This is a genomic window from Dyella kyungheensis, from assembly GCF_016905005.1.
Lineage (GTDB): Bacteria > Pseudomonadota > Gammaproteobacteria > Xanthomonadales > Rhodanobacteraceae > Dyella > Dyella kyungheensis.
Map to the genome: position 1 here is coordinate 575852 of NZ_JADIKC010000001.1, position 24235 is coordinate 600086.

Sequence of the window (24235 nt, forward strand, 5' to 3'; positions counted from 1 at the left end):
GGCCAGCCCCTTCGAACCCCATAAGCGACCGCCCTAATGTTCCGACCGCTAGAGCTTTTCATCGGCCTGCGATACACCCGCGCCAAGCGTCGCAATCAATTCATCTCCTTCATTTCGACCGTCTCCATCGTCTGCATCGCCATCAGCGTGACCGCGCTGATCACGGTGATGTCGGTGATGAACGGCTTCGATGACGAGTTGCGCTCGCGCATCCTCGGTGCGATCTCGCACGCCACGGTATCCGGCATGCCGGGAGAAGCGGTGCAGGATTGGCCGCGCGCAGTGAAGATCGCCGGCGACAACAAGCATGTGCTGGGCGCCGCCCCCTACGTGGAAAGCGAGGCCTTCCTGCAGGCCCGTCGCTCCACGGGCGGCATGTTGCGCGGCATCGAGCCGGCGCAGGAACCCAAGGTTTCCGACATCGACCAGCACATGGTCGAAGGCAAGCTCGGCGAGTTGACGCCGGGCAGCTGGCATATCGTGCTGGGCCGCGAACTGGCCATGCAGCTGGGCGTGTCGGTAGGCGACAAGGTGATCGTGGCGGTGCCCGCGTTCCAGTCCTCGCCGATCACCGGCAGCGTGCCGAACCTGCGCACCTTCACGGTGACCGGCGTGTTCGAAATGGGCATGCAGGAATTCGATTCGGGCCTGGCCCTGGTCAGCATGACCGACGCCGAGCGGCTCAATCGCCTGGGCGGTCCCACCGGCATTCGCCTGAAACTCGACGACATGTTCAACGCGCGCGGGGTGGCGCGCGAGCTGGCCGATCAGCTGGGCCAGGTCTACCGCGTGGACACCTGGATGGACAGCCACGCCAACTTCTTCTCCGCCATTTCGATGGAGAAGAAAGTAATGTTCATCATCCTCTCGCTGATCATTCTGGTGGCGGTGATCAACCTCATCTCGATGCTGATGATGCTGGTGACCGACAAGCAGGCCGACATCGCGATCCTGCGCACGCTCGGTTCCACCCCGCGCAGCATCATGGGCATGTTCATGGTGCAGGGTGTGCTGGTGGGCTTCGTCGGCATCGGCTTCGGCGTGGGCCTGGGTTCGCTGCTGTCCTGGAAGCTGCCTGCCATCGTGAAGTGGATCGAGCATGTCACCGGCGTCACCTTCCTCTCGCCGGACGTCTATTACATCAGCGAGCTGCCAAGCAAACTGCTGGCGAGCGACGTGGGCTGGGTGGCGCTGGTCACCTTCCTGTTCTCCTTGCTGGCCACCCTCTATCCCGCTTGGCGTGCGTCGCGCACCCAGCCCGCGCAGGCGCTGCGTTATGAATAAGCCGAACCATCCCGCCAATGACGTGGTGATGCGCGCAAGCCACATCGCCAAGACATACGAAGAAGGCGACCTGAAAACCGACGTGCTGTCCGACGTGAGTTTCACGTTGAAGCGCAGCGAGACGCTGGCCATCGTGGGTGCGTCGGGTTCGGGCAAGAGCACGCTGCTGCATATCCTCGGCGGCCTCGACACGCTGACGCGTGGCGAAGTGGAAGTGGACGGGCGCAACCTGTCCAGCCTTTCCGATGCCGAGCGCGGCCGCGTGCGCAACCGCTCGATGGGCTTCATCTACCAGTTCCATCACCTGCTGCCGGAATTCACCGCGCTGGAAAATGTGAGCATGCCGTTGCTGATCCGCGGCGTGTCCATCAGCGAGGCCGAGCGCGAGGCGGCGGCGCTGTTGGGTCGGGTGGGACTGGGCCAGCGCTTGCATCACAAGCCGTCCGAACTCTCGGGCGGCGAACGCCAGCGCAGCGCCGTAGCGCGCGCTCTGGTGACGCGTCCGGCCGTGGTGCTGGGCGATGAGCCCACCGGCAATCTCGACGAGACCAATGCGGCGCAGGTCTACGACTTGATGATCGAACTCAATCGCGAGATCGGCACCAGCTTCATCCTGGTCACGCACGACAACCGCCTCGCCAAGCGCATGGATCGCACGCTCGAACTGCACAACGGCAGCCTGGTGGAAAAGATCCACGCCTGAAGATCGAGGCCGCCGCAAGGCGGCCTCTGTGCTTGAGGCCTACACGTTTTTCGGCGTCATCGTTGTTTCGCACGCACTAACCTGAGGCCTTCCGCAGGGAAGGGGACGGAAGTGCGCAAGGACGGTGCGCTCGTACCGGCGATCATGCTGCTGCTCGGCGTCCTCGCCGTACAGTGGCTGGTGGTGCTGCCGCCTGCCTGGGTATGCGGCGTCCTCGCCGCGATGGCATGCATGCTGCTTCGCTTTGGCGCATACGGCCGTGCGTTGGCCTGGTGCCTTCTTGGTATCGCCTGGGCGTGCTGGCGCGGCAGCACGGCGATGGACGCGCGGCTGCCGCGCGATCGGGAAGGGCAGGACATGACGGTCGTGGGCCGTGTGGCCGATCTCCCGCTGGTGGGCAACGATGCCACGGGTTTCCTGCTCAACGTCGAACATGCTGCGTTTGGCGACACCTCGTTGCCGTTGCATGGACGCGTGCGAGTGAGCTGGTATCGCGACGCCGCCGACATACGGCCCTGCAGCCGCTGGCAACTCAGCTTGCGCCTCAGGCGTCCCCGTGGACTGCTCAATCCCGGCGGCACCGACAGCGAACGCAGTGCACTCGAACGCAACATCGTAGCGGTGGGCTACGTGCGCGACGGTGCGGAGAATGTGCCGCTGGGACCCACGCCGTTCTGTATCAATGCCGTTCGCGCAGCAATCAGTCGCGCCATCGCCGAACGTGTGAGCGATGCCCACGACGCCGCGCTGCTGCAGGCTTTTTCCGTAGGTGACACGCGGGGACTGAGCCAGCACGATTGGGAGGTGGCGAGGGCAAACGGCATTCCGCACCTCATCGCCATCTCCGGCTTCCATGTGGGTGTGGCGGCTTTGTTCGGCGTGTGGTTGGCGAGATTCGTCTATCTGCTGTTTCCACGGTGCGGGTGGCGGCTGCCCAGGGTCCAGGCACAAGCCATGGCGGCCATGGGCGTGGCCGGGGTGTACAGCGCCTTGGCCGGCTTTGGCCTGCCGACCGTGCGCACCTTGCTGATGATCGGCATCGTGGCGCTGGCGCGTTGTTCGCGGCGCCACCCGACGGGCGCGCAGACGCTCTCGCTGGCGCTGTTGGCCGTGTTGTTGGTCGATCCGCTGTCGGTGTTGTCCGCAGGCTTCTGGTTGTCCTTCATCGGCGTGGCCTTCCTGATGCTCTGCATGTCGATGCGAGGCACGGGGCTGCACGGTTTTTTGCATGAGCTGTCCGTCGGCCAGTTGGTGATGACGCTGTCGCTGATGCCGCTGACGATCTGGTTCTTCGGCGAATCGTCCCTGGTCGGCGCGCTCTCGAACCTGATCGCGGTGCCGTTCGTCAGCTTCGTCATCGTGCCCGTCACGCTGGTCGGCATGATCCTGCTGGGCATCTGCCCGCCGCTGGCGAAACCTGTGTTCGTGGGTGCGGCGTGGCTGTCCCATGCGCAATGGTGGCTGCTCGAGAAGATGGCCACCTGGCCGGGCGCGCACTGGTATCTGCCCGAAGTCGGCGGATGGGCGCTGGTGTTGGCGACCCTGGGCGCGCTCTGGCTATTCGCGCCGCGCGGCATGCCGATGCGATGGCTGGGTGGCGTGTTGTTCCTGCCGCTGCTCTTTCCCCCGCGAACGCTGCCCGCACCAGGCGGCTTCCAGCTATGGATGCTGGACGTGGGGCAGGGTTTGTCGGTGGTGGTTCGCACCGAACACCACGCGCTCGTCTACGACGCGGGTGCGCGCTACCCATCCGAGTTCGACCTGGGCGAAGCGGCCGTGCTTCCTTCGCTGCATGCGCTGGGCATCGAGCATCTCGACCTGCTCGTCGCCAGCCATGCCGACAACGATCATGCCGGCGGCATCCCCGCGGTCGCTGCCCAGTTTCCCGCTGCCGAGCGCATGTCGGGCGAGCCCGAGCGTCTGCCCATCGCGATGGCATCGTGCGATGCCGGCAAGACGTGGCGATGGGACGGCGTGAGCGTGCGCGTACTTTCGTCGGGAAGGACGGACGGCCCGGCCAACGACCGCTCCTGCGTCCTGCTGGTGGAAGGGGCGGGCGGCCGCGCGCTGCTGACCGGCGACATCACGGCAGCCATCGAACCGGCGGTGGCGGCCGCCGTGGCAGAGGGGCCGCCGCTGGTGCTGTCGGTTCCCCACCACGGCAGCAAGACCTCATCCAGCGCGGCCTTCATCCAGTCGGTTTCACCTGCGCTGGCCCTGGTATCGGCCGGCTGGCGCAACCGCTTCCATCATCCCAGCCCGGTGGTGATGAAGCGCTACGACGAAGCCGGCGTGCCATGGCTGAACACGGCGACATCGGGTGCCATCCAGGTCAACGCGCCGCCGGACAGGCCGCCCTATGTCGCGGACACCTGGCGGCAACGCCAGTCTCGCTACTGGCGCGAATGAGCCCCGGCGCCTTGCCGGACGCCATCGGCGGCCCCAAGAAGCGCCTTCCGCAACTGCCACCGGTGCCGCGGAACGGCCGGGCCAGACTGTTATGATGCGGCCTTCCTGACGATCGAAGTGGCTCGGAGTCGTTGTGCTGGATATCTTGATGGCGGGTGGTTGGGCGATGCTGCCCATCCTGATTTGTTCGGCGGTCGCCCTGGCGATCGTGTTGGAGCGTTGCTTTACCCTGCGCCGCAAATCGGTGCTGCCGCCCGGCCTGGGCGAGGAAGTACGCAACTGGGCGCGTTCGGGCCAGCTCGATCCGAATCATCTGAGCACGCTGGCGAACGGTTCGCCGCTGGGCGAGCTGCTGGCCTCCGCGCTGGCCGTGCGCAACCGTCCGCGCGAGCTCATCAAGGAGCGCATCGAGGACACCGGCCGCCATGTCGTGCATCGCATGGAGCGCTACCTCAACACGCTCGGCACCATCGCGCTGATCGGTCCGTTGCTGGGCCTGCTCGGCACCGTGATCGGCCTGATCCGCATGTTCATGGAAGTGATGCGCGGCGGCGTGGGCGATCCCATGAAGATGGCCGGCGGCATCGGCGAAGCGCTGATCTGTACCGCCACCGGCCTGATCGTGGCCATTCCGGCTTACGTGCTGCATCGCTATTTCCGTTCCAAAGTGGCCGGTTATTGCGTTGAGATGGAAAAGCAGGCCACCGCGCTGCTCGACGAGCTGACCGTGAACCAGCCTGCACCGGCTCCGCGCACGCGTGCGCCGCGCGCCGCCGCCACCACCGAGACGAGCGCGAGCTGACGCATGCGTATCGGCAACGACCGTCGGCAAGACGACTTCGAGATCAACGTGATCTCGCTGATCGACGTGCTGCTTACCCTGCTGATGTTTTTCGTTTTGACCACCACCTTCATCCAGCACTCGCGGATGCAGGTGACCTTGCCCAAGGCCAGCGCGGAAGAACGCGACATGCAGGCGCCCGCGCTCACCGTGGTGGTGGATCGCGACGGGCACTTCTTCGTGGGCAGCGATGAAGTGCACGGCGAAGGCGTCGAGCCGCTGAAGCAGGCGATCGCCAATGTCACCGGCGACGACCGCGAACGTCAGGTCACCATTCGGGCCGATGCGATGACGCCGCACCAGAACGTGGTCACGGCGATGGATGCGCTTGGGCAGCTGGGCTTTACCAAGCTGTCGATTGCGACGACTCCCAGCCAGGCGGATAGCGGCCAGTGAGCGAAGGCAAGGTCAGGATCTGGGACGCACAGACGATCCGGGTCTACAAACGGTTGCTGGGTTACACCAAGCGCTTTTGGGTCGTCGGCGTCATTGCCGTTATCGGCATGATCATCGATGGCGGTGGACTGGCAGTGTTTACCAAGCTGCTGCCGCCGATGATCGACAGATTGTTCGCCGAGAAGGATCCGGTGCTTATTTTCTGGATGCCGATCTGGATCATCCTGATTTTCGTCGTAAGGGGCATCGGCACGTTCGCGAGCAGCTACGGTATCGCCTATATCGGCCGCAATGTCGTCAATGAAATGCAGCGCGACGTGTTCGCCGCTTATCTACGGCTGCCCGCAACATTCTTTGGCCGTGAGCATTCGGGGCATCAGGTTTCGCGCATTACCTACACCAGCGAACAGGTCGCGGTCGCGTCGACGGATGCGATCAAGGTAGTGATTACCGAAGGTGTGACCGTGGTGGGCATGCTTTATGTGATGCTCAGCACCAGCGCATACCTCACGCTTGCATTGTTCGTGATGGTCCCGCTCATTGCGCTTATCGCCAATGTTGTCAGCCGTCGCTACCGCGCGATCAGCCGCCGCATCCAGGGCATGATGGGCTCCGTCACCGGCACCGTGGAAGAGTCCGTCGAGGCGCATCGGGAAATTCGCGTTTATGGTGGCCAGGATCATGCCGCCGCGCGATTCAAGGACGTCACCGACAACACGCGCCGTCTCAATCTGAAAATTGCTTCGACGAACGCCCAGTCGAGTACCGCCATCCAAACGGTCGCTGCGCTCGCCTTGGCGGTCATGCTGTTCCTTGCGACTCGCCCGTTCGAAATCCAGCGGATGTCTGGTGGTGTATTCATCGCCGTGCTTTTGGCGATGGGCGGCATGATGCCGTCGCTGCGGCGCCTGGCGAACATCCAGTCGAATATCCAGAGCGGCATCTCGGCCTCGGAGAGTCTGTTCGAGATCATCGACATGGCGCCCGAGATCGATGCCGGTACGCGCACGCTGGAGCGGGCGCAGGGCGACATCCGTTTCGAGGATGTGGGTCTGATCTATCCGCGCGGCGAATTCGAGGCCTTGCGTCATATCAGCCTGCATTGCGCACCGGGCACGGTGACTGCGCTCGTTGGTCGCTCCGGCAGCGGCAAGAGCAGCCTGGTCAGCCTGCTGCCACGCTTCAATGCGCCGAGCAGCGGACGCATCCTGATCGACGGCCTGAACTACGAAGAATTCACGCTCGCCTCCTTGCGCCGCCAGATCGCCTGGGTTGGGCAAAGCGTGGTGCTGTTCGACGGCACGGTGGCCGAAAACATTGCCTACGGCGAGCTGGCCGGTGCCAGCGAGGCCGAGATCATCGCGGCGGCGCAGGCGGCCAACGCCTGGGAATTCATCCAGAAGATGCCCGAAGGCATCCATAGTGCGATCGGGCAGGGCGGCAACCGGCTTTCCGGTGGGCAACGCCAGCGTCTGGCGATTGCCCGCGCGATCCTCAAGAACGCGCCGATCCTGGTATTGGACGAGGCGACCAGCGCGCTGGATACCGAATCCGAGCGACTGATCCAGCAGGCCCTGCAGGGCTTGATGAAGGACCGCACCACGCTGGTGATCGCCCATCGCCTGTCGACCATCGAACATGCCGACCAGATCGCCGTGATGGATCAAGGCCGCATCGTCGAGCGCGGCACGCATGCCGAACTGCTGGCCGCGAACGGCCATTACGCCGCGCTCCACCGCATGCAGTTCCACAGCCAGGCCAGTGACTGAGGCCGCGGCATGACGCTGGCCGAACGCCTCGAATCGGCTTGGTACGGCACGGCACCTGCGCCGTGGTGGACAGGGCCGCTGTCGTGGCTCTATGGCGGCATCGTCGCGTTGCGGCGCCAGCTGTATCGCCTTGGCGTTCTACGCAGTGAGCGTTTGCCTGCGCCGGTGATCGTCATCGGCAACCTGAGCGTGGGCGGCACCGGCAAGACGCCGTTGACCATCGCACTGGTCGAAGCGCTGCGCACACGTGGCCTCACGCCGGGCGTGGTGAGCCGCGGTTATGGCGGCACGCAGACGCTTCCCGTGTTGCTGGATGCCTCGCCCGATCCCGCGCAGGTCGGCGACGAACCCTGCCTGATTCGCGCCAGTGGCGTGCCCGTTGCCGTCGGGCGCGACCGGCCCGCCGCAGCCAAACTGCTGATCGAAGCAGGTTGCGACGTGGTGATCGCCGACGACGGCCTGCAGCACTACGCACTCGCGCGCGATCTGGAAATCTGCGTGATCGACGGCGTCCGCCGTTTCGGCAATGGCCGCCTGCTTCCGGCCGGCCCGCTGCGCGAACCGATGTCGCGTCTGGAGAAGGTCGACTATCGCGTGTGCAACGGTGGCGTGGTGGCACCGGGCGATATTCCGATGGAGTTGCGGGGCGCGACGGTCAGGGCGTTGTTCGACGATCACGCCAAGCCGCTGTCCGATTTTGCCGGCCAGACCGTGCATGCCGTGGCCGCCATCGGCAACCCGGCCCGCTTCTTCGCCAGCCTGCGCGCGCAGGGGCTGGAAGTGATCGAACATCCTTTTGCCGACCATCACGCATTCACACCGGTCGATCTTTCGTTCGACGATGGCAAGCCGGTGTTGATGACCGAGAAGGATGCCGTGAAATGCCGCGCCCTGGCCCAGGCGCACTGGTGGTCGGTGCCCGTGCGCGCGGTCTTGCCACCGGCTTTCCTCGACGATATCGAGGCGCGTGTCCGCCGGGCCGCACACTGAATCCAGCCACGAAAAAGCCGACCCTCGCAGGTCGGCTTTTCGTTTGAAGCTCAAGCCCGCCCGTTACTGGATGCGGACGATGTTGCCCTGCGGGTCGATCTGCACCAGGTCGCCGGTACGGATGGCGCTGGCATCGGGCACGGTCACGTTGCTGTAGGCACCGTTGCCCATGCGGATGCGCAAGGTGTAGCTGGCGTTCGGACGGCCACTGTTGGCGCCGATGCGGTTGCCCGCGTAGCCGCCACCGACGGCACCGGCCACCGTGGCCAGCGTGTTGCCCTTGCCCTTGCCGACCTGGTTGCCCAGCACGCCGCCGGCGATGCCGCCGATGATGGTGCCGGCCATGCTGTGGTCGTTGCCCTGGGTAATGTTCTGGTCGATCGATTCCACCGTGCCGCACTGGTCACAGCGGAGGTAGATGCCGTCGTTGCGGACCAGCACGCCGTTGCGCGACGCCTGCTGGGCGCTGGCGGCAAGGGGGCTGATGGCCAGCAGGGCTGCCAGGGACAACACGGCGATACGGGGGTTGAACATGGACTTTCTCTCCATTGGGAAATGTTGCGTGACCAGTCTAGCGAGGCAGGCTGAATGGCGGACTGAATGATCCACCCAAAGACCCTCTATCATGTGCACTTTTCCGGCCAGCCGTCGTGACCCTTTCGGCACGATGCGAATGCCATGCCTTTCGGAGTTGTCATGAGCCTTATCCAAGTTCCGGTTTCCTACGGCGAACTGATCGACAAGATCACCATCCTGGAGATCAAGTCCCGGCAGATCACCGACGCCGCCAAGGTGGCCAACGTGCGCACCGAGCTGGACCTGCTCAACGCCACCTGGGCCAATCATCCGGCGTCCAAAACGGATATCGCCGACGAACGCGCACGCCTGCTCACGGTGAACGAGTCGTTGTGGGATATCGAAGACCGCATCCGCCTGAAAGAAAAAGCGCAGGCCTTCGACGCCGAGTTCATCGAACTGGCGCGTGCGGTGTATTTCGAGAACGACGTGCGCGCCGCGGTGAAGCGTGAGATCAATCTGAAGCTTGGCTCGCAGCTGGTGGAAGAGAAGTCGTACCAGGATTACCGCGCCAAGTAATTGCGTCGGGATCAACCCTGTGGGAGCGCACCCTGTGCGCGACAGCCACGCCCCGGTGTATCGCTCCGTAGGTTTGTCGCGCACAGGGTGCGCTCCCACAGTGAAACTTATAGACCAAGGTGCTCGGCGCACGCCTCAAAGCGATCGATCACTTCATCCACGCCGATCAGATCCATCACGCCGGGCCTTTCGATCTTGCTTCCCCAGGGAATCTCGCTCGCCGGCTTGCCCAGATACTTCAACGACGCCTCGTTGTACTTGTCCACGCACCAGCGGCGGTCGGAATAGGGGCCGGAGCGATTCGGATTGCTGGCGGCGTGCAGCCCAAGCACCTTGCAGCCGACGGCGTTGGCCATGTGCATGGGGCCGGAGTCGGGCGTCAGCAGCATCGGGGCGCGCATCAGCATCGCCATCATTTTCTTCAGCGTGTCCTTGCCGGTGAGGTCGATGGGGGCGTGTCGGCAGGCGGCGAGCACGGCATCGGCCATGCTGCGTTCGAAGGCGGAAGGGCCGCCCACCAGCACCACGCGCCAATTTTTCGCGGCGGCATGATCCATCACCGCGGCGTAGCGTTCGGCCTGCCAGTTGCGCAGCGCATGGCTGGAGGTGGGGCTGACCAGCAGGGTCGGCTGCTCGCCCGGCAGCTGCTCGGCGGCCCAGGCATGGGCTTCCTCGGGAATGGGAATATCCCAGCGCACCTCGGTCTGCTTCAGGCCCAGCGGCTCGCAGAAGCTGCCCAGGGCATCGAGCACGTGTTCGCCGGTGCGGGCGGGAATGCGTTCGCCGATCACCAGGCCGTGTCCGTCCTTGGCGCGCGCCTTGTCGTAGCCGATGCGGCGATCGGCCTTGATGAACAGGCTCAGCAGGTTGGAGCGCAAGGCCACCTGCATCTGCAGCAGCGCGTCGAAGCGCTGGCCGTTCAAGGCGTCGCCCACCGCGCGCATGCCGGCAAAACCCGCACCCTTGTCGAAGGTCACGAAGTTCACCCCGGGCAGGTCGCCCACCAGCTTGCGTTCGAGCTTGCCAATGATCCAGGTGAGGCTGGCCTGTGGCCAGGCCGCTTGCAGGGTTCGCACCAGCGGCACGACATGGGTGACGTCGCCGATGGCGGACGTTCGCAGCAGGCAGATCGAGGCGGGCGTGGGCATTAGGCTAGAATCATGGGACTGAGGGCTCGGGGCGGGCATCTGAAGCAACGATGGCGATGCAGGAACGAATTCGCGAGGGCGCCGCTGGTGCGATTCTGTTCGACGCGGCGGTGTCGCCACAAGTCGAGGATGACTGGTTTGAGCCCGAAGCGTGGCGCGAACGCGGTGCCCTGCGCCAGCAATCGGGCGGCCGTGGCGGCGTAGCCATCCTCGACACGCCGGCCGGCGAGTGCGTGTTGCGGCATTATCGACGCGGCGGCATGGTGGCGAAACTGATGGGCGACCGCTATCTCTGGAGTGGAGCCGAGCACACGCGCAGCTTTGCCGAATTCCGCTTGCTGGGCCTCATCGCCTCATTGGGCTTGCCCAGCGCGCAGCCGGTGGCCTGCCGTTATGTTCGCGCGGGACTGTTCTACACGGCCGATCTGATGACCCGTCGCATCGAGCACGCGCAAACGCTGGCCGAATGCCTGGCATCCGGGCAGATGGATGGCGAAATGGCCGAGTTGGTAGGTGCCCTGGTCGCGCGTTTTCATCGCGCGGGCATCTGGCACGCCGACCTCAACGCGCACAATGTGCTGGTGACGGACGACGAGCTCTACCTGATCGACTTCGACCGCGGCCGCCAGCGCGATTCCGCCGATAGCTGGCAGCAGGCCAACCTCGCGCGCCTGCGCCGTTCGCTGGTGAAGCTGGGCGCGGCGGCGCAAGGCGAGGCGGCCTTCGAGGAACAGTTGTGGAAACCCCTGATCTATCGCTACGAGCGTACCCTGAGAGCATGAACTGGTCTCTGCATTTCCTGGGCGTAGGTGCGGCGCATGCCGTGGAACTGGGTTCCTCGGCGGTGGTGCTCGAGCGCGACGGCAAGCCCGTGCTGCTGATCGACTGCGGCCCCGATACGCTGGACCGCTATCTCGCCGCGTACGGCGAACCGCCACGTGCGTTGTACATCACGCATACGCACATGGATCACATCGGCGGCATGGAGCGTCTGTTCTTCCGCCTGTGGTTCGACGAGCAGTGGCGCGGACGCACACAGGTGTTCGTGCATGCCGGCCTGCTGCCCTGGCTGCAGGCACGCGTGGCGGATTATCCGAACGTGCTGGCCGAGGGCGGCGTCAATTTCTGGGAAGCGTTCCGGCTGGTGCCGTGCACGCGCGGCTTCTGGCTGGATGGCCAGTGGTTCGACGTCTTTGGCACGCGCCACCACATGGCCGGGACCTCCTATGGCGTGGCCTTGGCGGGCAGCTTCGCCTATACCGGCGACACCCGGCCGATCCCCGAAGTGCTGGCCCGCGTGGCCGACGGGGCGGAACTCATTGCCCACGATTGCGGCCTGATAGGTAACCCTTCGCACACTGGCATCGAAGATATAGAGCGCGAATACCCGCAGGCCTGGCGTTCGCGCCTGCGGCTGTACCACTACGGCAGCGAGGCGGATGGACAGGCATTGGCAGCGCGGGGCTACACCATCGCGCGTACGGGCGAGCGCATCGCGCTGCCGTCGCCTATGCCGCCGCGCCCCGAAGCCGGTTAACCACTCCCTCTGGAATCCCCATTCCCATGTCCACACTCCATGTTCGCAAGCTGCTGCGCTACCGCGCCTGGGCCGACCAGCTGACCTATCGCGCCGTCGCCGCCCTGCCGGAAGGCGCCTCGACTGCGCCACGCGCCACCATCTTCGGAAACATGCTGCGCACGCTCACTCACAGCTGGGTGGTCGACGACATCTTCCAGGCGCACCTGCAGGGACGCGCGCACGGTTATACGAGTCGCAACACGCCCGAGCCGTTGAGCTTCGATGACCTGTGGGCACGCCAGCAGGCCATGAATGCCTGGTACCTGGACTACGCCACCTCGTTGACGCCCGAGCAGGCCGCCGAAGTGGTCGACTTCCAGTTCATCGGCGGCGGGGAAGGGCGCATGAGCCGCGAGGACATCGTGCTGCACGTGGTCAATCACGCCACCTATCACCGTGGTTTCGTGGCGGACATGTTCTACCAGGTGCCGGTCAAGCCGCCCGCGACGGATTTCCCGGTTTTCCTTCGGGACGTGCCGCAGGAATGAGACGCGGACAGGGCGGCTATCTTGTGTGAAGGGCGCCGTCCCGTTATCCTTTCGCCTCTTTGCCGGGGCCTTTAGGCTCTGGCGAGCGGTTTCACCATTGCGGAGAGGTGTCCGAGTGGTTGAAGGAGCACGCCTGGAAAGTGTGTATACGGCTTATCCCCGTATCGCGGGTTCGAATCCCGCCCTCTCCGCCAGTGAGTGAAACCGGGCACCGACCCTGAGTCGGCGCACAATGTACGTCTCTATGGTGGCCCTGTCGGTCCCCCCGCGACGATAGTTCGTAAATTCCGCCAGGCCCGGAAGGGAGCAACGGTAGCGAATGATTCGGGTGCCGGGGTGTGGCTGGCAGGGCCGCCGCCTTTTCAGGCACCGCCAAGCTGAGTCAGTCGCTACTGACTTACTACGCCCCGCTTGGCACAATCGGACCTTGCCCCAAGGTATAGCCGAATGTCCTATCAGGTCCTCGCACGCAAGTGGCGCCCCCGCAAGTTCGCTGAACTGGTCGGGCAGGAGCACGTCGTGCGCGCGCTCACCAATGCGCTCGACACCGGCCGCATGCACCACGCCTACCTGTTCACCGGCACCCGTGGCGTGGGCAAGACCACCATTGCCCGCATCTTTGCCAAGTCGCTGAACTGCGAGCGCGGCGAATCGGCCGATCCGTGCGGCGAGTGCGCCGTGTGCACGGCGGTGGACCAGGGTCGCTTCGTCGACCTGCTGGAGATCGACGCGGCCAGCAACACCGGCGTGGACGATGTGCGCGAGGTGATCGAGAACGCGCAATACGCTCCCGCCCGCGGCCGCTTCAAGGTGTACCTGGTCGACGAGGTGCACATGCTCTCCAAGCCGGCCTTCAACGCCTTGCTGAAGACGCTGGAAGAGCCGCCGCCGCACGTGAAGTTCCTGCTCGCCACCACCGATCCGCAGAAGCTGCCGGTGACGGTGCTGTCGCGCTGCCTGAAGTTCAATCTCAAGCGCCTGCTGCCGGAGCAGATCTCCGGGCAGATGCGCCACATCCTGGGCGCGGAAAACATTTCCTACGAAGACGCCGCCATCGCCGAACTGGCGCGCGGCGCGGACGGTTCGTTGCGCGACGGCCTGTCCCTGCTCGACCAGGCCATCGCCTATGGCGGCGGTTCGCTGCGCGTCGATGACGTGCGCGCCATGCTGGGCAGCGTCGCACGCGGTCAGGTGCTGGGCCTGCTGCAGGCGCTGGCCGAAGGCAACGGCGAATCGCTGATGGCCGAGTGCACGCGCATTGCCTCGTACTCGCCGGATTTCGGCGGCGTGCTGGACGATCTTGCCAGCGTGTTGCACCGGATCCAGCTGATACAGTTGGTGCCGGGCTATCGCCCGGAAGAGAACGGCAGCGACGACAGTGCGCTGATCGAACTGGCGCAACAGCTGGCTCCGGAAGACGTGCAGCTGTACTACCAGATCGCCACCACCGGCCGCCGTGATCTCGCGCTGGCGCCCGATGCGCGCACGGGTTTCGAAATGGCCATGCTGCGCATGCTGGCGTTTCGTCCGGCCGACGGCGGTGGTTCTTCGCAGGCCGAACGTCCGGCAGCGAGCGCCGCACCCCGCGCGCCGGCCCCCGCGCCGCGTACGGCTGCGCCCGTGGCCAGCGAACGCATGCACGTGGCCAGCGTCGCGGCGCCGTCACCGGCGCGCGCGGCTCCCATCCCCGAACCCGTGGCAGCACCCGTGGCGGCTGCCCCTGCGCCCCGGGTGACGGTGGCGGTGGATGCCCGCGGCCTGCCGCACTGGGACAGCCTGATCGAGCACGCCAACTTCCGCGGTCCGCTGGGACAGCTTGCACAGAACGCCGTCCTGCGCGATCGCGAAGGCCATACGCTGGTGCTCGCATTGCAGCCCATGCACATGCATCTGGCGGTCGAACCGATGGTCGGCCAGATGGAAGACCGGGTCAGCCAGGCGCTGGGCGAACGCGTGAAGCTGCGCTTCGTCGAAGAGCACGGCGCGGCCGGCGAAACCGTTGCGGCACGCGCCGCGAGTGCCCGCGTGGCTGCCCAGTCGGCGGCCGAGCAGGCCATCGAAGAAGATCCTCTGGTGCAGTCGCTCAAGCGCGAATTCGGCGCGCGAGTGGTGCCGCAGTCGATCAAGCCGTTTGAAAACTGAAAGCGATAGCGGAGTTATCCCATGAGAGGACAGATCGGTCAGCTGATGCAGCAGGCCCAGCGCATGCAGGAAGAGATGAAGCGTGCGCAGGAAGAGATCGCCAAGCTCGAAGTCACCGGCAGCGCCGGCGGCGGACTGGTCACCGTGCTGATGACGGGCGTGCATGAAGTGCGCCGCGTGCAGATCGACCGCAAGCTGTTTGCCGACGATCCGGAAATGGCCGAAGACCTAGTGGCCGCCGCGATCAACGATGCGGTGAACAAGGTGGCGGACGTCAGCAAGAACAAGCTCGGTGGCGTGACCTCGGGCATGAACCTGCCGCCCGGTTTCAAGATGCCGTTCTAAGCTTGTCTGTCTGTGGGAGCGCACCCTGTGCGCGACAACCTACGGAGCGGGGATGCGGCTGCGAAAACCGGTAACCGGGTCGATGCTTCAACGCCGCGGTCGCGCACAGGGTGCGCTCCTACAGTGATCTTGTTGGATTCATGAGCAAACTCCTCACCGATCTCATCGAAGCGTTGCGTTGCCTGCCCGGCGTGGGCGGCAAGAGTGCGCAGCGCATGGCGTTCCACCTGCTGGAGCGCGACCGCGAGCGTGGCCAGCGCCTGGCGCAGGTGCTGGAGCAGGCCATGCGCGAGATCGGCAACTGCTCGCGCTGCCGCAACTTCAGCGAAACGCCGGTATGCCATCTGTGCTCCAGCAGCAGCCGCGATCGCCAGGTGTTGTGCGTGGTGGAATCGCCCACCGAATTGGCGGCCATCGAACAGGCGACGGGCTATCGCGGCCAGTACTTCGTGCTGCTGGGGCGTCTGTCGCCGCTGGATGGGCTGGGCCCGGAAGAGCTTGGCCTCGATCTCCTGACGGAGCGGCTGGGCGAAGGCGAGATCGAGGAAATGATCATCGCCACCAATCCCACCGTGGAAGGCGAAGCCACCGCGCACTATCTGGCACAGCTGGCGCGCGCCGCGAACGTGCGCCCCACGCGCCTGGCCCACGGCGTGCCGCTGGGCGGCGAGCTTGAATACGTCGACCGCGGCACGCTGGCGCACGCCTTCGGCAGCCGCCAGTCGCTGGACTGAAGGCGATGACGCCAACGCTCACCTTGGAGATCCCTGGCAACCAGGAATACCGCACGCTGCGCAGCGCGGCCGGCCTGAGCATGATGACGGAAGAGGGCGCCGCACTTGGCTTGCCGGCCAGCTGGTGCTCGGTGTGCGTGCGCCACGAGGGCGAGCTGATCGGCATGGGGCGCGTGGTGGGCGATGGCGGCCTGTTCCTGTTCGTGGTCGATATCGCGGTGGCGCCGGCATGGCAGGGCCAGGGCCTGGGACGCCGCATCATGCAGGCGCTGATGGACGAGGTTCATGCACGCGCACCCGTTCGCACCATGGTGGCATTGATCGCGGACGGCACCGCGCATGCACTCTACGCAAAATTCGGTTTCAAGCTGGTGGCGCCGGGCGCACACGGTATGCTGCTGCGGTTGTCATAAGAGCCTGTTCAATGCCTTCACGTAGCCCGCGTTGTTTCACCCCAAGGGCCGGGTCTGTTTGCCCGCAGCCCGGCGTCATCACTCAGTCGTGTACGGACGTACACTCCATCGTTCTTCCTTGGTCTGAGCGCAAACAGATCCCGCCGCGGGCCACGTGAAGGCATTGAACAGGCTCCAGGAGCTAAGACATGGGCGATACCATCTTCGGCAAGATCATCCGCCGTGAAATCCCCGCCGATATCGTCTACGAGGACGATGACGTGCTGGCCTTTCGCGACCTCAATGCGCAAGCGCCGGTGCACGTCCTGTTCGTGCCCAAGAAGCCGATCGCGACGCTGGACAGCGCCACCGCTGCCGACGCGGAATTGCTGGGCAAGCTGCTGTTGGCCGCTGCGGCGTACGCGCGCAACGAAGGTTTGGCCGAGCAGGGCTATCGCACGGTGATCAACTGCAACGAGCATGGCGGCCAGACCGTGTTTCATCTGCATGTGCACCTGCTGGCCGGTCGCCAGATGCATTGGCCGCCAGGTTAAAACCAGCCTGTTACTGCGCACAAAAAAACGCCGGCGGAAGCCGGCGTTTTTTGTTGGATCGATCAGCGGTGCGGCGGCGGGGGCGGGCGCACGATCACGCGCGTGCCGTAGTAGCCGCCATAGCCACCCCAGCCACCCCATCCGCCCCACGGACCCCAACCCGGACCCCAATAGGGACCCCAGAACGGGTCGTAGTAGCCGGGGCCGTAATAATTCACTGCCACACGCTTGGGCCACAGGTAGACCACGTTGGCCTGGACGCGCGGGTAGGCGTAGTTGTACTCGCCGATCTTCTCCGACGTCGTGCCCTGGATGACGCCCGTGACGGTGATGTCGCGGCCGCGGGTGAACACTTCCGGATCATAGAAGCCGGCGCGGCAGGCCACGAAGCGGCCCTGCGTTTCGCTGTCCGAGCTTGCCGCCACGGGGCGCGCCTGATCGTCCAGCGGGCGTTGCAGCACGTAGAAGCAGGTTTCCTGCGGACCGGGCTTGGTATCGATGATCTGGCCGCCCCAGCGAACCTGGGCGCCGCTGGCGCCATTGCCTTCCTGCTGGGCCGAAACGGAGTTGACCTGGGTGAACGTGCCCTGCAGCGGTTGCGGCACCGTTGCGCAGGCCGCGAGCGTGGCCACTGCGGTCGCGAGAATCAACGGCTTGTACATGGACATGACGCTTCTCCATCGTGTGGTGGATGCGGCGCATCCACGGTTCAATATCATTTGACCACGCGACGCGGCTGAAAGTCCCGCGCCGCCTGTCGAAAGTTTCTCAGCAAGTCAGCTGGCGGTTCGTCATGTGCATAACGCAGGTCCAGGTAAGTCCTCATCAGCTGTTCCAGCTCGACGCGCTGGCTGGGGAGGGCCCGTGCGGCGCGGCTGAAATAGTGCTGCGGTCCTTCGCTGTGCCGGCGGGTGACGCCTGCCGAAGCCAATCGCTTTTCCAACAGCTTCATAGCAGTACGTGCCTGATCCGCTTCCGGGCGTTGCCATACGGCCCATAGCAAACCACCCACGGCGAACAGCGAACCGCCGATGGCGAGCAGCAACCCCAGCAAACCCACACCGGTGTCGTGCACGCCAAACGGCGTCAGCAGTCCACGCTGCCGAAGCGTGTCAAAGCCGATAACGCCTTGGTTCCACCACTGGTTGACGATGTCCCAGCGGTTGCGCCATGCCAGCCACCATTGATTGCCTGCCCAGCCAGCTGCCGTGGCATTGGCTGCCGCGGAGCCCTGGCTGACGCGTTCAGGTCGAACCGCCGCGGTGGGATCCATGCGCACCCAGCCCCGGCCTGGCAGCCATATTTCGCTCCATGCGTGGGCATCGGCCTGACGCACCAGCAGGTAATTGCCGATGCGATTCCAGTAGCCGCCCTGATAGCCGGTGACCACCCGCGCAGGAATGCCGGCGGCGCGCATCAGCACCACGAACGACGATGCGTAGTGCTCGCAGAATCCTTCGTGCGTGCTGAACAGGAAATCGTCGACGGTATTGCGGCCCAGCGGAGGCGGTCCCAGCGTGTAACTGAAGCCGCCGTCGTGGAACAGCGTCATGGCGGCCTGCACGATGGCCGCGTCGTTGTCGCCGTATTGCGCACGCCACCGCTGGCCCAGCGCGTGCGCCTGCGGATCGAACCCGGCCGGCAACTGCAGGGCGCGCCGGCGCTCGCGTTCGCTCAGCTGTCCCTGCAGGCGATAGCTGGGCGCCGAGCGCAGCGAATACACCAGCGGATCGTTCACTGGCCGTTCGGCGCGCATCTCGCGGTCGGGGCCCATGTGCGCCGCCTGGGGAGCATCGAGCGGAACGTCGAGCACGGGCAGCACGCGCTGGCCGGTCGCTTCCAGGGCAATCGTGTACTGAATGGCGGGGCCATGCTCGACGGGGGCCGGTGCGCCATCGAGCTCCCGGCGATTCCAGGTGCGTCCGTCGTAGTTCCACAACACGTAGGCACGGAAATAGCGCTGTGCATTCGGCGGCGGCGTACCGACGAAGGTCACGCGCATCGCCGGCCGATCGTCCATCAGCAGTTCGGAGAAGTCGCCGGGCGACATGTCCTCGCTCAAGCCCGTACGGCCTTGCGTGCTATTGGGCGCCCCCCACAGCGGAGAGCTCAGCCGCGGCACGAACACGAAGGCCAGCAGCGCCAGCGGCAGCGAAGCGCCTAGCAGGCGCAGCGCGGGCAGGAGTTCGCGGGGAAGCGAAGTTTCCGGTCGTGCGGGCTGTAGCGCGCGCAAAGTAGCCAGCGCCGGCAGCAGTCCCAGCCCGACCAGCGCCGTCGCCACCATGCCTTGGTCGAACAGCAGCGCCGTCATCAGGGCAAAGCAGGAAAACGCGGCGCCCACGCGCGCGTCGCGGGGTGTTTCGGTCTCGAACAACTTGAGCACCAGCAGGCCCGCCACCAGCGCGGCGCCCGGCTCGCGGCCGAACAGCGTGTCGTAGTGGTAAATCACCGCGGCCGTGAGCAAGGCCAGCAGCGCCAGTTTCAGATAGCCGGGCGCCCGGCCGCCGCGATGACGGCGTTGCCACCAGCGCAGGCCCAGCATGGCGGCCAGCACCACGGTCAGCCAGGCCGGCAGATGCGGCGCATGCACGCCCAGCACCACCGCCACGGTGATGCAAAGCAGATCGAAGGGGCGCCGTTCGAGCGGCGCCTGATGCTTGTGGCGGAACAGGCGCAGGCCGATCACGGCAGTTGTGCCAGCGCATTCATGCAATGCGCGTAGTGGCTGCGGCCGTGGCCCAGCGCGATATCCTCCGTCGGCAACCACAGGCTGGTGGGGCGTCCCACCGTTTCGGCTTCACCCAGCCAGCGGGCCAAGCGCGCGATGCGCGCCTCGGGCGTGAGCTGGGCCAGCTGGCGCCAGTCCAAGTGCCACTCCTCCTGCGCCTCGGGCTGCTCGAAGTCCTTGACCAGCAGGTTTTCGTGTCGCGCGCTGTGCTTCCACGCGATATGCCGCTGCGGATCGCCTGCGCGATAGGCCCGCAGCGCGGCGATGTCTTCGCCCTGGTGCAAGCGCTGCTGCCGACCTGCCTCGCCGGGAACCACCGGCGGCGGACCGCCGCTTTCAGGGCGCGGCCACACCAGCACCGACTGTTCCGGATGGAGCCAGCTCCAGGCATGGAACAGCCCCAGCGGCCAGTTGCTCCAGAGCTTGATGCGCGGCATCGGGCGCCATCCGCGACGATGCGTATCCAGTTGCAGGTTCAGCACGGTTTCGCCATGCGGGCCAATGGAGAACGCTTCGGTCTGCTCGTTCATGTCCGCATGCACCGACGCATGCGCGTGCTCGCTGCCGGCGAACACCAGGTGGACGGCCATGGGCTCGCCGGCAATCGCCTGGCCCTGGCGGATGGCGGTCAGCTTCAGGCCGTTGAGGCTGCGAAAGGCGATCAGCATGCTCGCCGAGCTGGCCGAGCCGAGCAGGCAGGTGAGCATCAGTGCCGCGTTGTTGGTGTAGTTCAACGCGCCCAGCAGCATGATCAGCAGAAGCACGGTAAACGCCGCGCCGAATGCGGTGGGCACGATGTAGACGCGCCGCCGATGCAGCACGATGGGCAGGCTTTCCGGGCGCTTGTGTCGCGTGAGCGCGGGCAGGCGCCGTTCCGCCCAGGTCTGCGCGCGACGAATCGCGGCGAGCATTAATCCACCGCGACGTCGGCGAGCAGGCTGCGGGCGAGGCTGTCGCCGCTGGCGCCGCGCGTGGTAACCAGGCGATGGGCCGCCAACGGCACGAACAGCGCCTGGATATCTTCCGGCAACACGTGCTGGCGGCCGCTCAGCATCGCCCAGGCGCGCGCCGCACTGAGCAGGGCGAGCCCCGCGCGTGGCGACAGGCCCACGCGCACATCCGCGTGACGTCGGCTGGCGGCGAGCAAGGCCTGCAGGTAGTCGAGCAGGGCGGAGCTGGCAGTCACCGCCTGCGCCTGCCGCGCCAATGCGGAGAGACCCGCCACATCCAGTTGCGGCGTGAGCTGGGCCAGCAGGTCGCGGCGATCGCTGCCCGTGAGCAGCGCCCGTTCGGCGGCCGCGTCCGGATAGTCCAGCGAGACGCGGAGCATGAAGCGGTCCAGCTGCGAATCGGGCAGCGGGAAGGTGCCCGCGAGATCGAGCGGATTCTGCGTGGCAACCACGAAGAACGGCTGCGGAAGGATATGCGTCTGGCCGTCCACCGTGACCTGGCCTTCCGCCATCGACTCGAGCAGGGCGCTTTGTGTCTTGGGCGTGGCACGGTTGATTTCATCGGCGAGCAGCAGGCCGGTGAAGATCGGGCCGGGATGGAAGCGGAACTGGCCCGTCTCGCGCTCGTACACGCTCACGCCGATAATGTCCGACGGCAGCAGGTCGCTGGTGAACTGCACGCGCTGGAAATCCAGCTCGAAGCTGGCAGCCAACGCGTGGGCCAGCGTGGTCTTGCCTACGCCGGGCACGTCTTCCAGCAGAAGATGGCCGCCCGCGAGCAGGCAGGTGAAGGCCAGCTTGACCTGGCGCGGCTTGCCCAGCAGCACGCGGTTGACCTGGGCCATGCTGGCTTCCAGGCGCGTGCGTAGCGATTCATCGTGGAGCGGAGTAATGGCGGACATGGGTTTCTGGCAGCGGGGAAGGGCAATGCAGGGCAGAGCGCATGCGTGACAGCCGCAGTGTAGCGGCGGGTCTCGCACGCTGGCGAGCCGTCTTCGTGATCGCCTTCGCGCTGTTGTGCATGGTCAAGCTGATGCTTGCCGCCTCGCTGTCACCGTTTGGTGACGAGGCGTTCTACTGGCAGGAAAGCCGTCACCTCGCCTGGGGCTACAGCGACCTGCCGCCGCTCACGGCGTTGCTGATCCGCCTGGGCGAAAGCGTCGCCGGCCACAGCGTGTTCGGCATGCGCTGGCCCTTCCTGCTGATCGGCGGCGCCTTGCCGTGGCTGGTGCGCGCGTTTGCGCGCGAGGCCTTCGACGAACGGACCGGCTGGCAGGCCGCGCTGCTTTGTCTGGCCCTGCCGCTGGCCGGCAGCCTGGGCGTGCTGGCACTGCCGGACGTGCCGCTGACAGTGGCGATCATGCTGGCCCTGGTGGCGCTGGCGCGGGCCATGGATCGGGACCGCTTGCGCGACTGGTTGCTGCTTGGCGCCGCGCTGGGCGTGTGTTGGCTGACCCACTACCGCGCCGCCATGCCGATGCTCGCGGGCCTGTTGTTTTGCCTGATGAGCCGTCGCGGCCGCGCGTTGTGGCGCCGAGCAGGGCTATGGCTGGCGCTGCTGGTTGCCGCGCTCGGGCTGGTCCCGTTGCTGGTGTCCAACTGGCAACAGCATGGCGCCGGCGTGGCCTTCCAGCTGATGGAGCGCAACCCGTGGCAGTTCCATGCCGATGCGCTGGTGCAGCCGGTGGAGCAGGCACTCGCCTGCACGCCGTTGTTGTACGCGCTGCTGTTGTGGGCCGCATGGACGAGCTGGCGCCGTCGTGGCGACGGACGTCCGTGGGACCTCATCGCCATCGTGTCCTGCAGCTTCATCGCGATTTATTTCGTGCTCGGACTGTTTGCGGACGACGTGCGCTTCCGCGCGCACTGGCCGTTGCCCGGGTATCTGCCGTTGCTGGCGGCGTTGCCGCTCTTGCTGCGCGAACGTTTGCCGTGGCGACGCGGCTGGCTGGTGGCTGCCTTTGCGCTGGCGGCTGCCGGCCAACTTGGCGGTCTCGCTTATCTGGGACTCGCCGCCAGCGACAACGGTGCGCGCGTGCTGGCAGGCGTCAAGGCGTTTCCTGCGCGTTTCGTCGGCTGGCGTGAAAGCGGCGAGATGGCGCGCGAGCTGCTGGTTTCGCACCCGGGCGTGCTGGTGGCGGACAATTTCATGCTTGCCGCGGAAATCGATTTCCAGCTCGGCGGCAGCGTGCCCGTCTATGCGCTCGACAATCCGCTCAATGTGAAACACGGCCGCGCACCGCAACTGGCGATCTGGCAGCGCGATGAAGCGTCGCTGCGACGAACGCATGGCGGCGAACCGATGTTGCTTGCCGTCGATGAAAAGGCCTTGCGCGTGCGCGAACGCGAGGATTGGCTGCGCACGCTGTGCGGGCGCATCAGCCAGCCGATGGCGCTGCCCCGGCTGGATCTGTTCGATGGACGGCGGCGCATGGCGTTCTATGTGGGCAGCGTGCCGGCGACGCTGCCGGTGACGTCAACGAGCGACGATGCCTGCTTGATCTGGCGTCGCGCGGCGCAGGCCGAACAGCCGCGCTGACATCGGTCAGGGCAGGGCAATGCCCGCTTCGCGCAGCAGCCGGCTCAGCGCAATTAGAGGCAAGCCGATCAGGGCCGAAGGATCTTCGTTGTCGATGCGCTCGAACAGGCTGATGCCCAGCCCTTCGCACTTGAAACTGCCGGCGCAATCGAGCGGCTGTTCGCGTTCGATGTAGCGATCGATCTCGTCCGTGCCCAGGCTGCGGAACTTCACCACGGTGTGATCGACATGCACCCGGTCTTCGCCCGAGCGGGTGTCGTGCAGGCATAGCGCGGTGTGGAAGTGCACCTCGTGCCCCGAGCTGGCGCTCAGCTGCTCGCGCGCACGCTGCGCGGTGCCGGGTTTGTCCAGGACGGCGCCGCTCAATTCGGCGACCTGATCCGAACCGATGACGAGCGCATCGTCCAGCCCCTCCGCCGCGGCGCGGGCCTTGGCGATGGCCAGACGGAGTGCGCGATCGCGTGGCGTTTCATCGGCGAGCGGCGTCTCGTCGGTGCCGGGCGCACGCTGTTCGAAATCGGCGACGACGCGGCGGAGCAGTTCGGCCCGGTAGCGGGAAGTCGAGCCCAGCACGAGCGTGGGCTGACTCACGCGTCGTGTTCCCGGCGCAGGTGCTCGCGCATCGCGCTGTCCAGCTCGTGCTGGGCGCGATCCAGCGCTGCCAGCAGCGGACGCAGGCGATCGCGGGTATCATTCATGGATGCGACGGCCTTATCCAGCTCCTCTTGCGAGGCGGTCGGGGCGGTGTCGCGGATCCAGATGCGTTGGGCAAGCAGCGAGCGCAGGCCGGCATCGATCGCATGGCGTGCCTCCTGTTCGCTGCTGGCGGGCAGGTCGGGATTCAACGACATTACCGCGTGGGCCTGCTGCAGGCCGGCTCGGCAGGTCTTGAGATCGCCTTCCAGCCGGTCGGCCAGTTCCAGCAGCCGATGCAGGCTCAGGGCGCGGCGATCGGCCCGACGCCGGTAGGCCAGGGTCATACCGACCAGGGCCGCGGCAATGATGATCAGGGCAGCGATGCCGAGGATCAGGTAGGGATTCACGGGGCGGCCGGCTCGCAGACTGGGGTGTCCAAAGTCTGCCGTACCAGCGCCGTTCAGGCAAAACCCGCGTTGTTGCTGTCTCCAGGCGGCCGGCGTGTTGACTTCA

At 65.9% G+C, this 24235-nt stretch carries 25 protein-coding genes, 1 tRNA gene and 1 other RNA gene; 19 read left to right on the forward strand and 8 right to left on the reverse strand.

The window, feature by feature from the left end:
* Window positions 1-36 precede the first annotated feature (36 nt).
* The 7 genes from ISP20_RS02690 (at window position 37) to lpxK (ending at window position 8392) form a co-directional block, all read left to right on the forward strand.
* Entirely contained in the window at window positions 37-1284 is a 1248-nt protein-coding gene (locus tag ISP20_RS02690; RefSeq protein WP_204634510.1) for a lipoprotein-releasing ABC transporter permease subunit, read from the forward strand.
* Window positions 1277-1987 (forward strand): lipoprotein-releasing ABC transporter ATP-binding protein LolD, encoded by a 711-nt coding sequence (gene lolD / locus ISP20_RS02695; protein ID WP_204634511.1) that lies wholly within the window; start codon window positions 1277-1279, stop codon window positions 1985-1987. Before ISP20_RS02690 ends, lolD begins: the two co-directional genes overlap by 8 nt.
* A gap of 111 nt (window positions 1988-2098) precedes the next feature.
* Window positions 2099-4396 (forward strand): DNA internalization-related competence protein ComEC/Rec2, encoded by a 2298-nt coding sequence (locus tag ISP20_RS02700; RefSeq protein ID WP_204634512.1) that lies wholly within the window; start codon window positions 2099-2101, stop codon window positions 4394-4396.
* Between the two features lie 148 nt (window positions 4397-4544).
* Window positions 4545-5198: a MotA/TolQ/ExbB proton channel family protein gene (locus ISP20_RS02705; RefSeq protein ID WP_204634616.1), complete on the forward strand. Its 654-nt coding sequence runs from the start codon at window positions 4545-4547 to the stop codon at window positions 5196-5198.
* A gap of 3 nt (window positions 5199-5201) precedes the next feature.
* Window positions 5202-5633 (forward strand): ExbD/TolR family protein, encoded by a 432-nt coding sequence (locus tag ISP20_RS02710; RefSeq protein ID WP_204634513.1) that lies wholly within the window; start codon window positions 5202-5204, stop codon window positions 5631-5633.
* Entirely contained in the window at window positions 5630-7402 is a 1773-nt protein-coding gene (msbA, locus tag ISP20_RS02715) for a lipid A export permease/ATP-binding protein MsbA (protein ID WP_204634514.1), read from the forward strand. Before ISP20_RS02710 ends, msbA begins: the two co-directional genes overlap by 4 nt.
* A gap of 9 nt (window positions 7403-7411) precedes the next feature.
* Complete coding sequence (lpxK, locus tag ISP20_RS02720; protein WP_204634515.1) at window positions 7412-8392, forward strand: tetraacyldisaccharide 4'-kinase; 981 nt, start codon at window positions 7412-7414, stop codon at window positions 8390-8392.
* A 63-nt stretch (window positions 8393-8455) separates the two neighbouring features.
* Here lpxK and ISP20_RS02725 read toward each other — a convergent pair whose 3' ends face one another.
* The gene (locus tag ISP20_RS02725) at window positions 8456-8926 is read right to left on the reverse strand and encodes a glycine zipper 2TM domain-containing protein (RefSeq protein WP_204634516.1); all 471 of its coding nucleotides are present in this window, start codon (window positions 8924-8926) and stop codon (window positions 8456-8458) included.
* A 162-nt stretch (window positions 8927-9088) separates the two neighbouring features.
* Between ISP20_RS02725 and ISP20_RS02730 the strand changes: the two genes are divergently transcribed.
* The gene (locus ISP20_RS02730; RefSeq protein ID WP_204634517.1) at window positions 9089-9487 is read left to right on the forward strand and encodes a DUF6165 family protein; all 399 of its coding nucleotides are present in this window, start codon (window positions 9089-9091) and stop codon (window positions 9485-9487) included.
* Between the two features lie 107 nt (window positions 9488-9594).
* Here ISP20_RS02730 and ISP20_RS02735 read toward each other — a convergent pair whose 3' ends face one another.
* Window positions 9595-10635, reverse strand: a complete 1041-nt coding sequence (locus ISP20_RS02735; protein WP_204634518.1) for a glycosyltransferase family 9 protein — start codon at window positions 10633-10635, stop codon at window positions 9595-9597.
* Between the two features lie 50 nt (window positions 10636-10685).
* On the opposite strand from ISP20_RS02735, the gene ISP20_RS02740 reads away from it, so the two are divergent.
* The 10 genes from ISP20_RS02740 (at window position 10686) to ISP20_RS02785 (ending at window position 16869) form a co-directional block, all read left to right on the forward strand.
* Complete coding sequence (locus ISP20_RS02740; protein ID WP_204634519.1) at window positions 10686-11417, forward strand: 3-deoxy-D-manno-octulosonic acid kinase; 732 nt, start codon at window positions 10686-10688, stop codon at window positions 11415-11417.
* Window positions 11414-12172, forward strand: coding sequence for an MBL fold metallo-hydrolase (locus tag ISP20_RS02745; RefSeq protein WP_204634520.1), 759 nt, complete (start codon window positions 11414-11416; stop codon window positions 12170-12172). The genes ISP20_RS02740 and ISP20_RS02745 overlap by 4 nt, the downstream gene beginning before the upstream one ends.
* Before the next feature lie 26 nt (window positions 12173-12198).
* Entirely contained in the window at window positions 12199-12702 is a 504-nt protein-coding gene (locus ISP20_RS02750) for a DinB family protein (RefSeq protein WP_204634521.1), read from the forward strand.
* A 101-nt stretch (window positions 12703-12803) separates the two neighbouring features.
* Window positions 12804-12896 (forward strand) — tRNA-Ser (locus ISP20_RS02755).
* A 60-nt stretch (window positions 12897-12956) separates the two neighbouring features.
* Window positions 12957-13053, forward strand: an RNA gene (ffs, locus tag ISP20_RS02760) — signal recognition particle sRNA small type.
* Window positions 13054-13149: 96 nt separating this feature from the next.
* Complete coding sequence (gene dnaX, locus ISP20_RS02765) at window positions 13150-14844, forward strand: DNA polymerase III subunit gamma/tau (protein WP_204634522.1); 1695 nt, start codon at window positions 13150-13152, stop codon at window positions 14842-14844.
* Window positions 14845-14865: 21 nt separating this feature from the next.
* Window positions 14866-15189 (forward strand): YbaB/EbfC family nucleoid-associated protein, encoded by a 324-nt coding sequence (locus ISP20_RS02770; protein ID WP_046970131.1) that lies wholly within the window; start codon window positions 14866-14868, stop codon window positions 15187-15189.
* Between the two features lie 140 nt (window positions 15190-15329).
* A complete protein-coding gene (recR, locus tag ISP20_RS02775; protein ID WP_204634523.1) occupies window positions 15330-15923 on the forward strand; it encodes a recombination mediator RecR in 594 nt (197 codons plus the stop codon).
* Window positions 15924-15928: 5 nt separating this feature from the next.
* Window positions 15929-16336, forward strand: a complete 408-nt coding sequence (locus tag ISP20_RS02780) for a GNAT family N-acetyltransferase (RefSeq protein WP_204634524.1) — start codon at window positions 15929-15931, stop codon at window positions 16334-16336.
* Window positions 16337-16524: 188 nt separating this feature from the next.
* Window positions 16525-16869 (forward strand): histidine triad nucleotide-binding protein, encoded by a 345-nt coding sequence (locus tag ISP20_RS02785; RefSeq protein ID WP_204634525.1) that lies wholly within the window; start codon window positions 16525-16527, stop codon window positions 16867-16869.
* A gap of 62 nt (window positions 16870-16931) precedes the next feature.
* On the opposite strand, the gene ISP20_RS02790 is transcribed toward ISP20_RS02785, so the two are convergent.
* Genes ISP20_RS02790 through ISP20_RS02805 form a run of 4 tightly spaced genes read right to left on the reverse strand, consistent with a single transcriptional unit; the run spans window position 16932 to window position 21449 of the window.
* Window positions 16932-17537 carry a Slp family lipoprotein gene (locus tag ISP20_RS02790; protein ID WP_204634526.1) on the reverse strand — a complete coding sequence of 202 codons (606 nt, stop codon included), beginning with the start codon at window positions 17535-17537 and terminating at the stop codon, window positions 16932-16934.
* A 47-nt stretch (window positions 17538-17584) separates the two neighbouring features.
* A complete protein-coding gene (locus ISP20_RS02795) occupies window positions 17585-19555 on the reverse strand; it encodes a transglutaminase TgpA family protein (RefSeq protein WP_338030956.1) in 1971 nt (656 codons plus the stop codon).
* Complete coding sequence (locus ISP20_RS02800) at window positions 19552-20508, reverse strand: DUF58 domain-containing protein (RefSeq protein ID WP_204634527.1); 957 nt, start codon at window positions 20506-20508, stop codon at window positions 19552-19554. The genes ISP20_RS02795 and ISP20_RS02800 overlap by 4 nt, the downstream gene beginning before the upstream one ends.
* On the reverse strand, window positions 20508-21449 hold the full coding sequence (locus tag ISP20_RS02805) for an AAA family ATPase (RefSeq protein WP_204634528.1): 942 nt from the start codon (window positions 21447-21449) through the stop codon (window positions 20508-20510). Before ISP20_RS02805 ends, ISP20_RS02800 begins: the two co-directional genes overlap by 1 nt.
* A 41-nt stretch (window positions 21450-21490) precedes the next feature.
* Here ISP20_RS02805 and ISP20_RS02810 point away from each other — a divergent pair, with 41 nt between their 5' ends.
* Window positions 21491-23086, forward strand: coding sequence for a glycosyltransferase family 39 protein (locus tag ISP20_RS02810; RefSeq protein WP_204634529.1), 1596 nt, complete (start codon window positions 21491-21493; stop codon window positions 23084-23086).
* 6 nt (window positions 23087-23092) lie between these two features.
* Here ISP20_RS02810 and ISP20_RS02815 read toward each other — a convergent pair whose 3' ends face one another.
* Together ISP20_RS02815 and ISP20_RS02820 are read right to left on the reverse strand one after the other, a co-directional pair.
* Window positions 23093-23677, reverse strand: coding sequence for a Maf family nucleotide pyrophosphatase (locus tag ISP20_RS02815; protein WP_204634530.1), 585 nt, complete (start codon window positions 23675-23677; stop codon window positions 23093-23095).
* Window positions 23674-24129 carry a hypothetical protein gene (locus tag ISP20_RS02820; RefSeq protein WP_204634531.1) on the reverse strand — a complete coding sequence of 152 codons (456 nt, stop codon included), beginning with the start codon at window positions 24127-24129 and terminating at the stop codon, window positions 23674-23676. The genes ISP20_RS02815 and ISP20_RS02820 overlap by 4 nt, the downstream gene beginning before the upstream one ends.
* Between the last annotated feature and the right edge of the window lie 106 nt (window positions 24130-24235).

Excerpts from the sequence above, each read along its gene's own strand:
- ISP20_RS02690 (WP_204634510.1), top strand. The coding sequence starts at position 37 with ATGTTCCGACCGCTAGAGCTTTTCATCGGCCTGCGATACACCCGCGCC.
- lolD (WP_204634511.1), top strand. The coding sequence starts at position 1,277 with ATGAATAAGCCGAACCATCCCGCCAATGACGTGGTGATGCGCGCAAGC.
- ISP20_RS02705 (WP_204634616.1), top strand. The coding sequence starts at position 4,545 with ATGGCGGGTGGTTGGGCGATGCTGCCCATCCTGATTTGTTCGGCGGTC.
- ISP20_RS02710 (WP_204634513.1), top strand. The coding sequence starts at position 5,202 with ATGCGTATCGGCAACGACCGTCGGCAAGACGACTTCGAGATCAACGTG.
- lpxK (WP_204634515.1), top strand. The coding sequence starts at position 7,412 with ATGACGCTGGCCGAACGCCTCGAATCGGCTTGGTACGGCACGGCACCT.
- ISP20_RS02725 (WP_204634516.1), bottom strand. The coding sequence starts at position 8,926 with ATGTTCAACCCCCGTATCGCCGTGTTGTCCCTGGCAGCCCTGCTGGCC.
- ISP20_RS02730 (WP_204634517.1), top strand. The coding sequence starts at position 9,089 with ATGAGCCTTATCCAAGTTCCGGTTTCCTACGGCGAACTGATCGACAAG.
- ISP20_RS02735 (WP_204634518.1), bottom strand. The coding sequence starts at position 10,635 with ATGCCCACGCCCGCCTCGATCTGCCTGCTGCGAACGTCCGCCATCGGC.
- ISP20_RS02740 (WP_204634519.1), top strand. The coding sequence starts at position 10,686 with ATGGCGATGCAGGAACGAATTCGCGAGGGCGCCGCTGGTGCGATTCTG.
- ISP20_RS02745 (WP_204634520.1), top strand. The coding sequence starts at position 11,414 with ATGAACTGGTCTCTGCATTTCCTGGGCGTAGGTGCGGCGCATGCCGTG.
- ISP20_RS02750 (WP_204634521.1), top strand. The coding sequence starts at position 12,199 with ATGTCCACACTCCATGTTCGCAAGCTGCTGCGCTACCGCGCCTGGGCC.
- dnaX (WP_204634522.1), top strand. The coding sequence starts at position 13,150 with ATGTCCTATCAGGTCCTCGCACGCAAGTGGCGCCCCCGCAAGTTCGCT.
- ISP20_RS02770 (WP_046970131.1), top strand. The coding sequence starts at position 14,866 with ATGAGAGGACAGATCGGTCAGCTGATGCAGCAGGCCCAGCGCATGCAG.
- recR (WP_204634523.1), top strand. The coding sequence starts at position 15,330 with ATGAGCAAACTCCTCACCGATCTCATCGAAGCGTTGCGTTGCCTGCCC.
- ISP20_RS02780 (WP_204634524.1), top strand. The coding sequence starts at position 15,929 with ATGACGCCAACGCTCACCTTGGAGATCCCTGGCAACCAGGAATACCGC.
- ISP20_RS02785 (WP_204634525.1), top strand. The coding sequence starts at position 16,525 with ATGGGCGATACCATCTTCGGCAAGATCATCCGCCGTGAAATCCCCGCC.
- ISP20_RS02790 (WP_204634526.1), bottom strand. The coding sequence starts at position 17,537 with ATGTCCATGTACAAGCCGTTGATTCTCGCGACCGCAGTGGCCACGCTC.
- ISP20_RS02800 (WP_204634527.1), bottom strand. The coding sequence starts at position 20,508 with ATGCTCGCCGCGATTCGTCGCGCGCAGACCTGGGCGGAACGGCGCCTG.
- ISP20_RS02805 (WP_204634528.1), bottom strand. The coding sequence starts at position 21,449 with ATGTCCGCCATTACTCCGCTCCACGATGAATCGCTACGCACGCGCCTG.
- ISP20_RS02810 (WP_204634529.1), top strand. The coding sequence starts at position 21,491 with ATGCGTGACAGCCGCAGTGTAGCGGCGGGTCTCGCACGCTGGCGAGCC.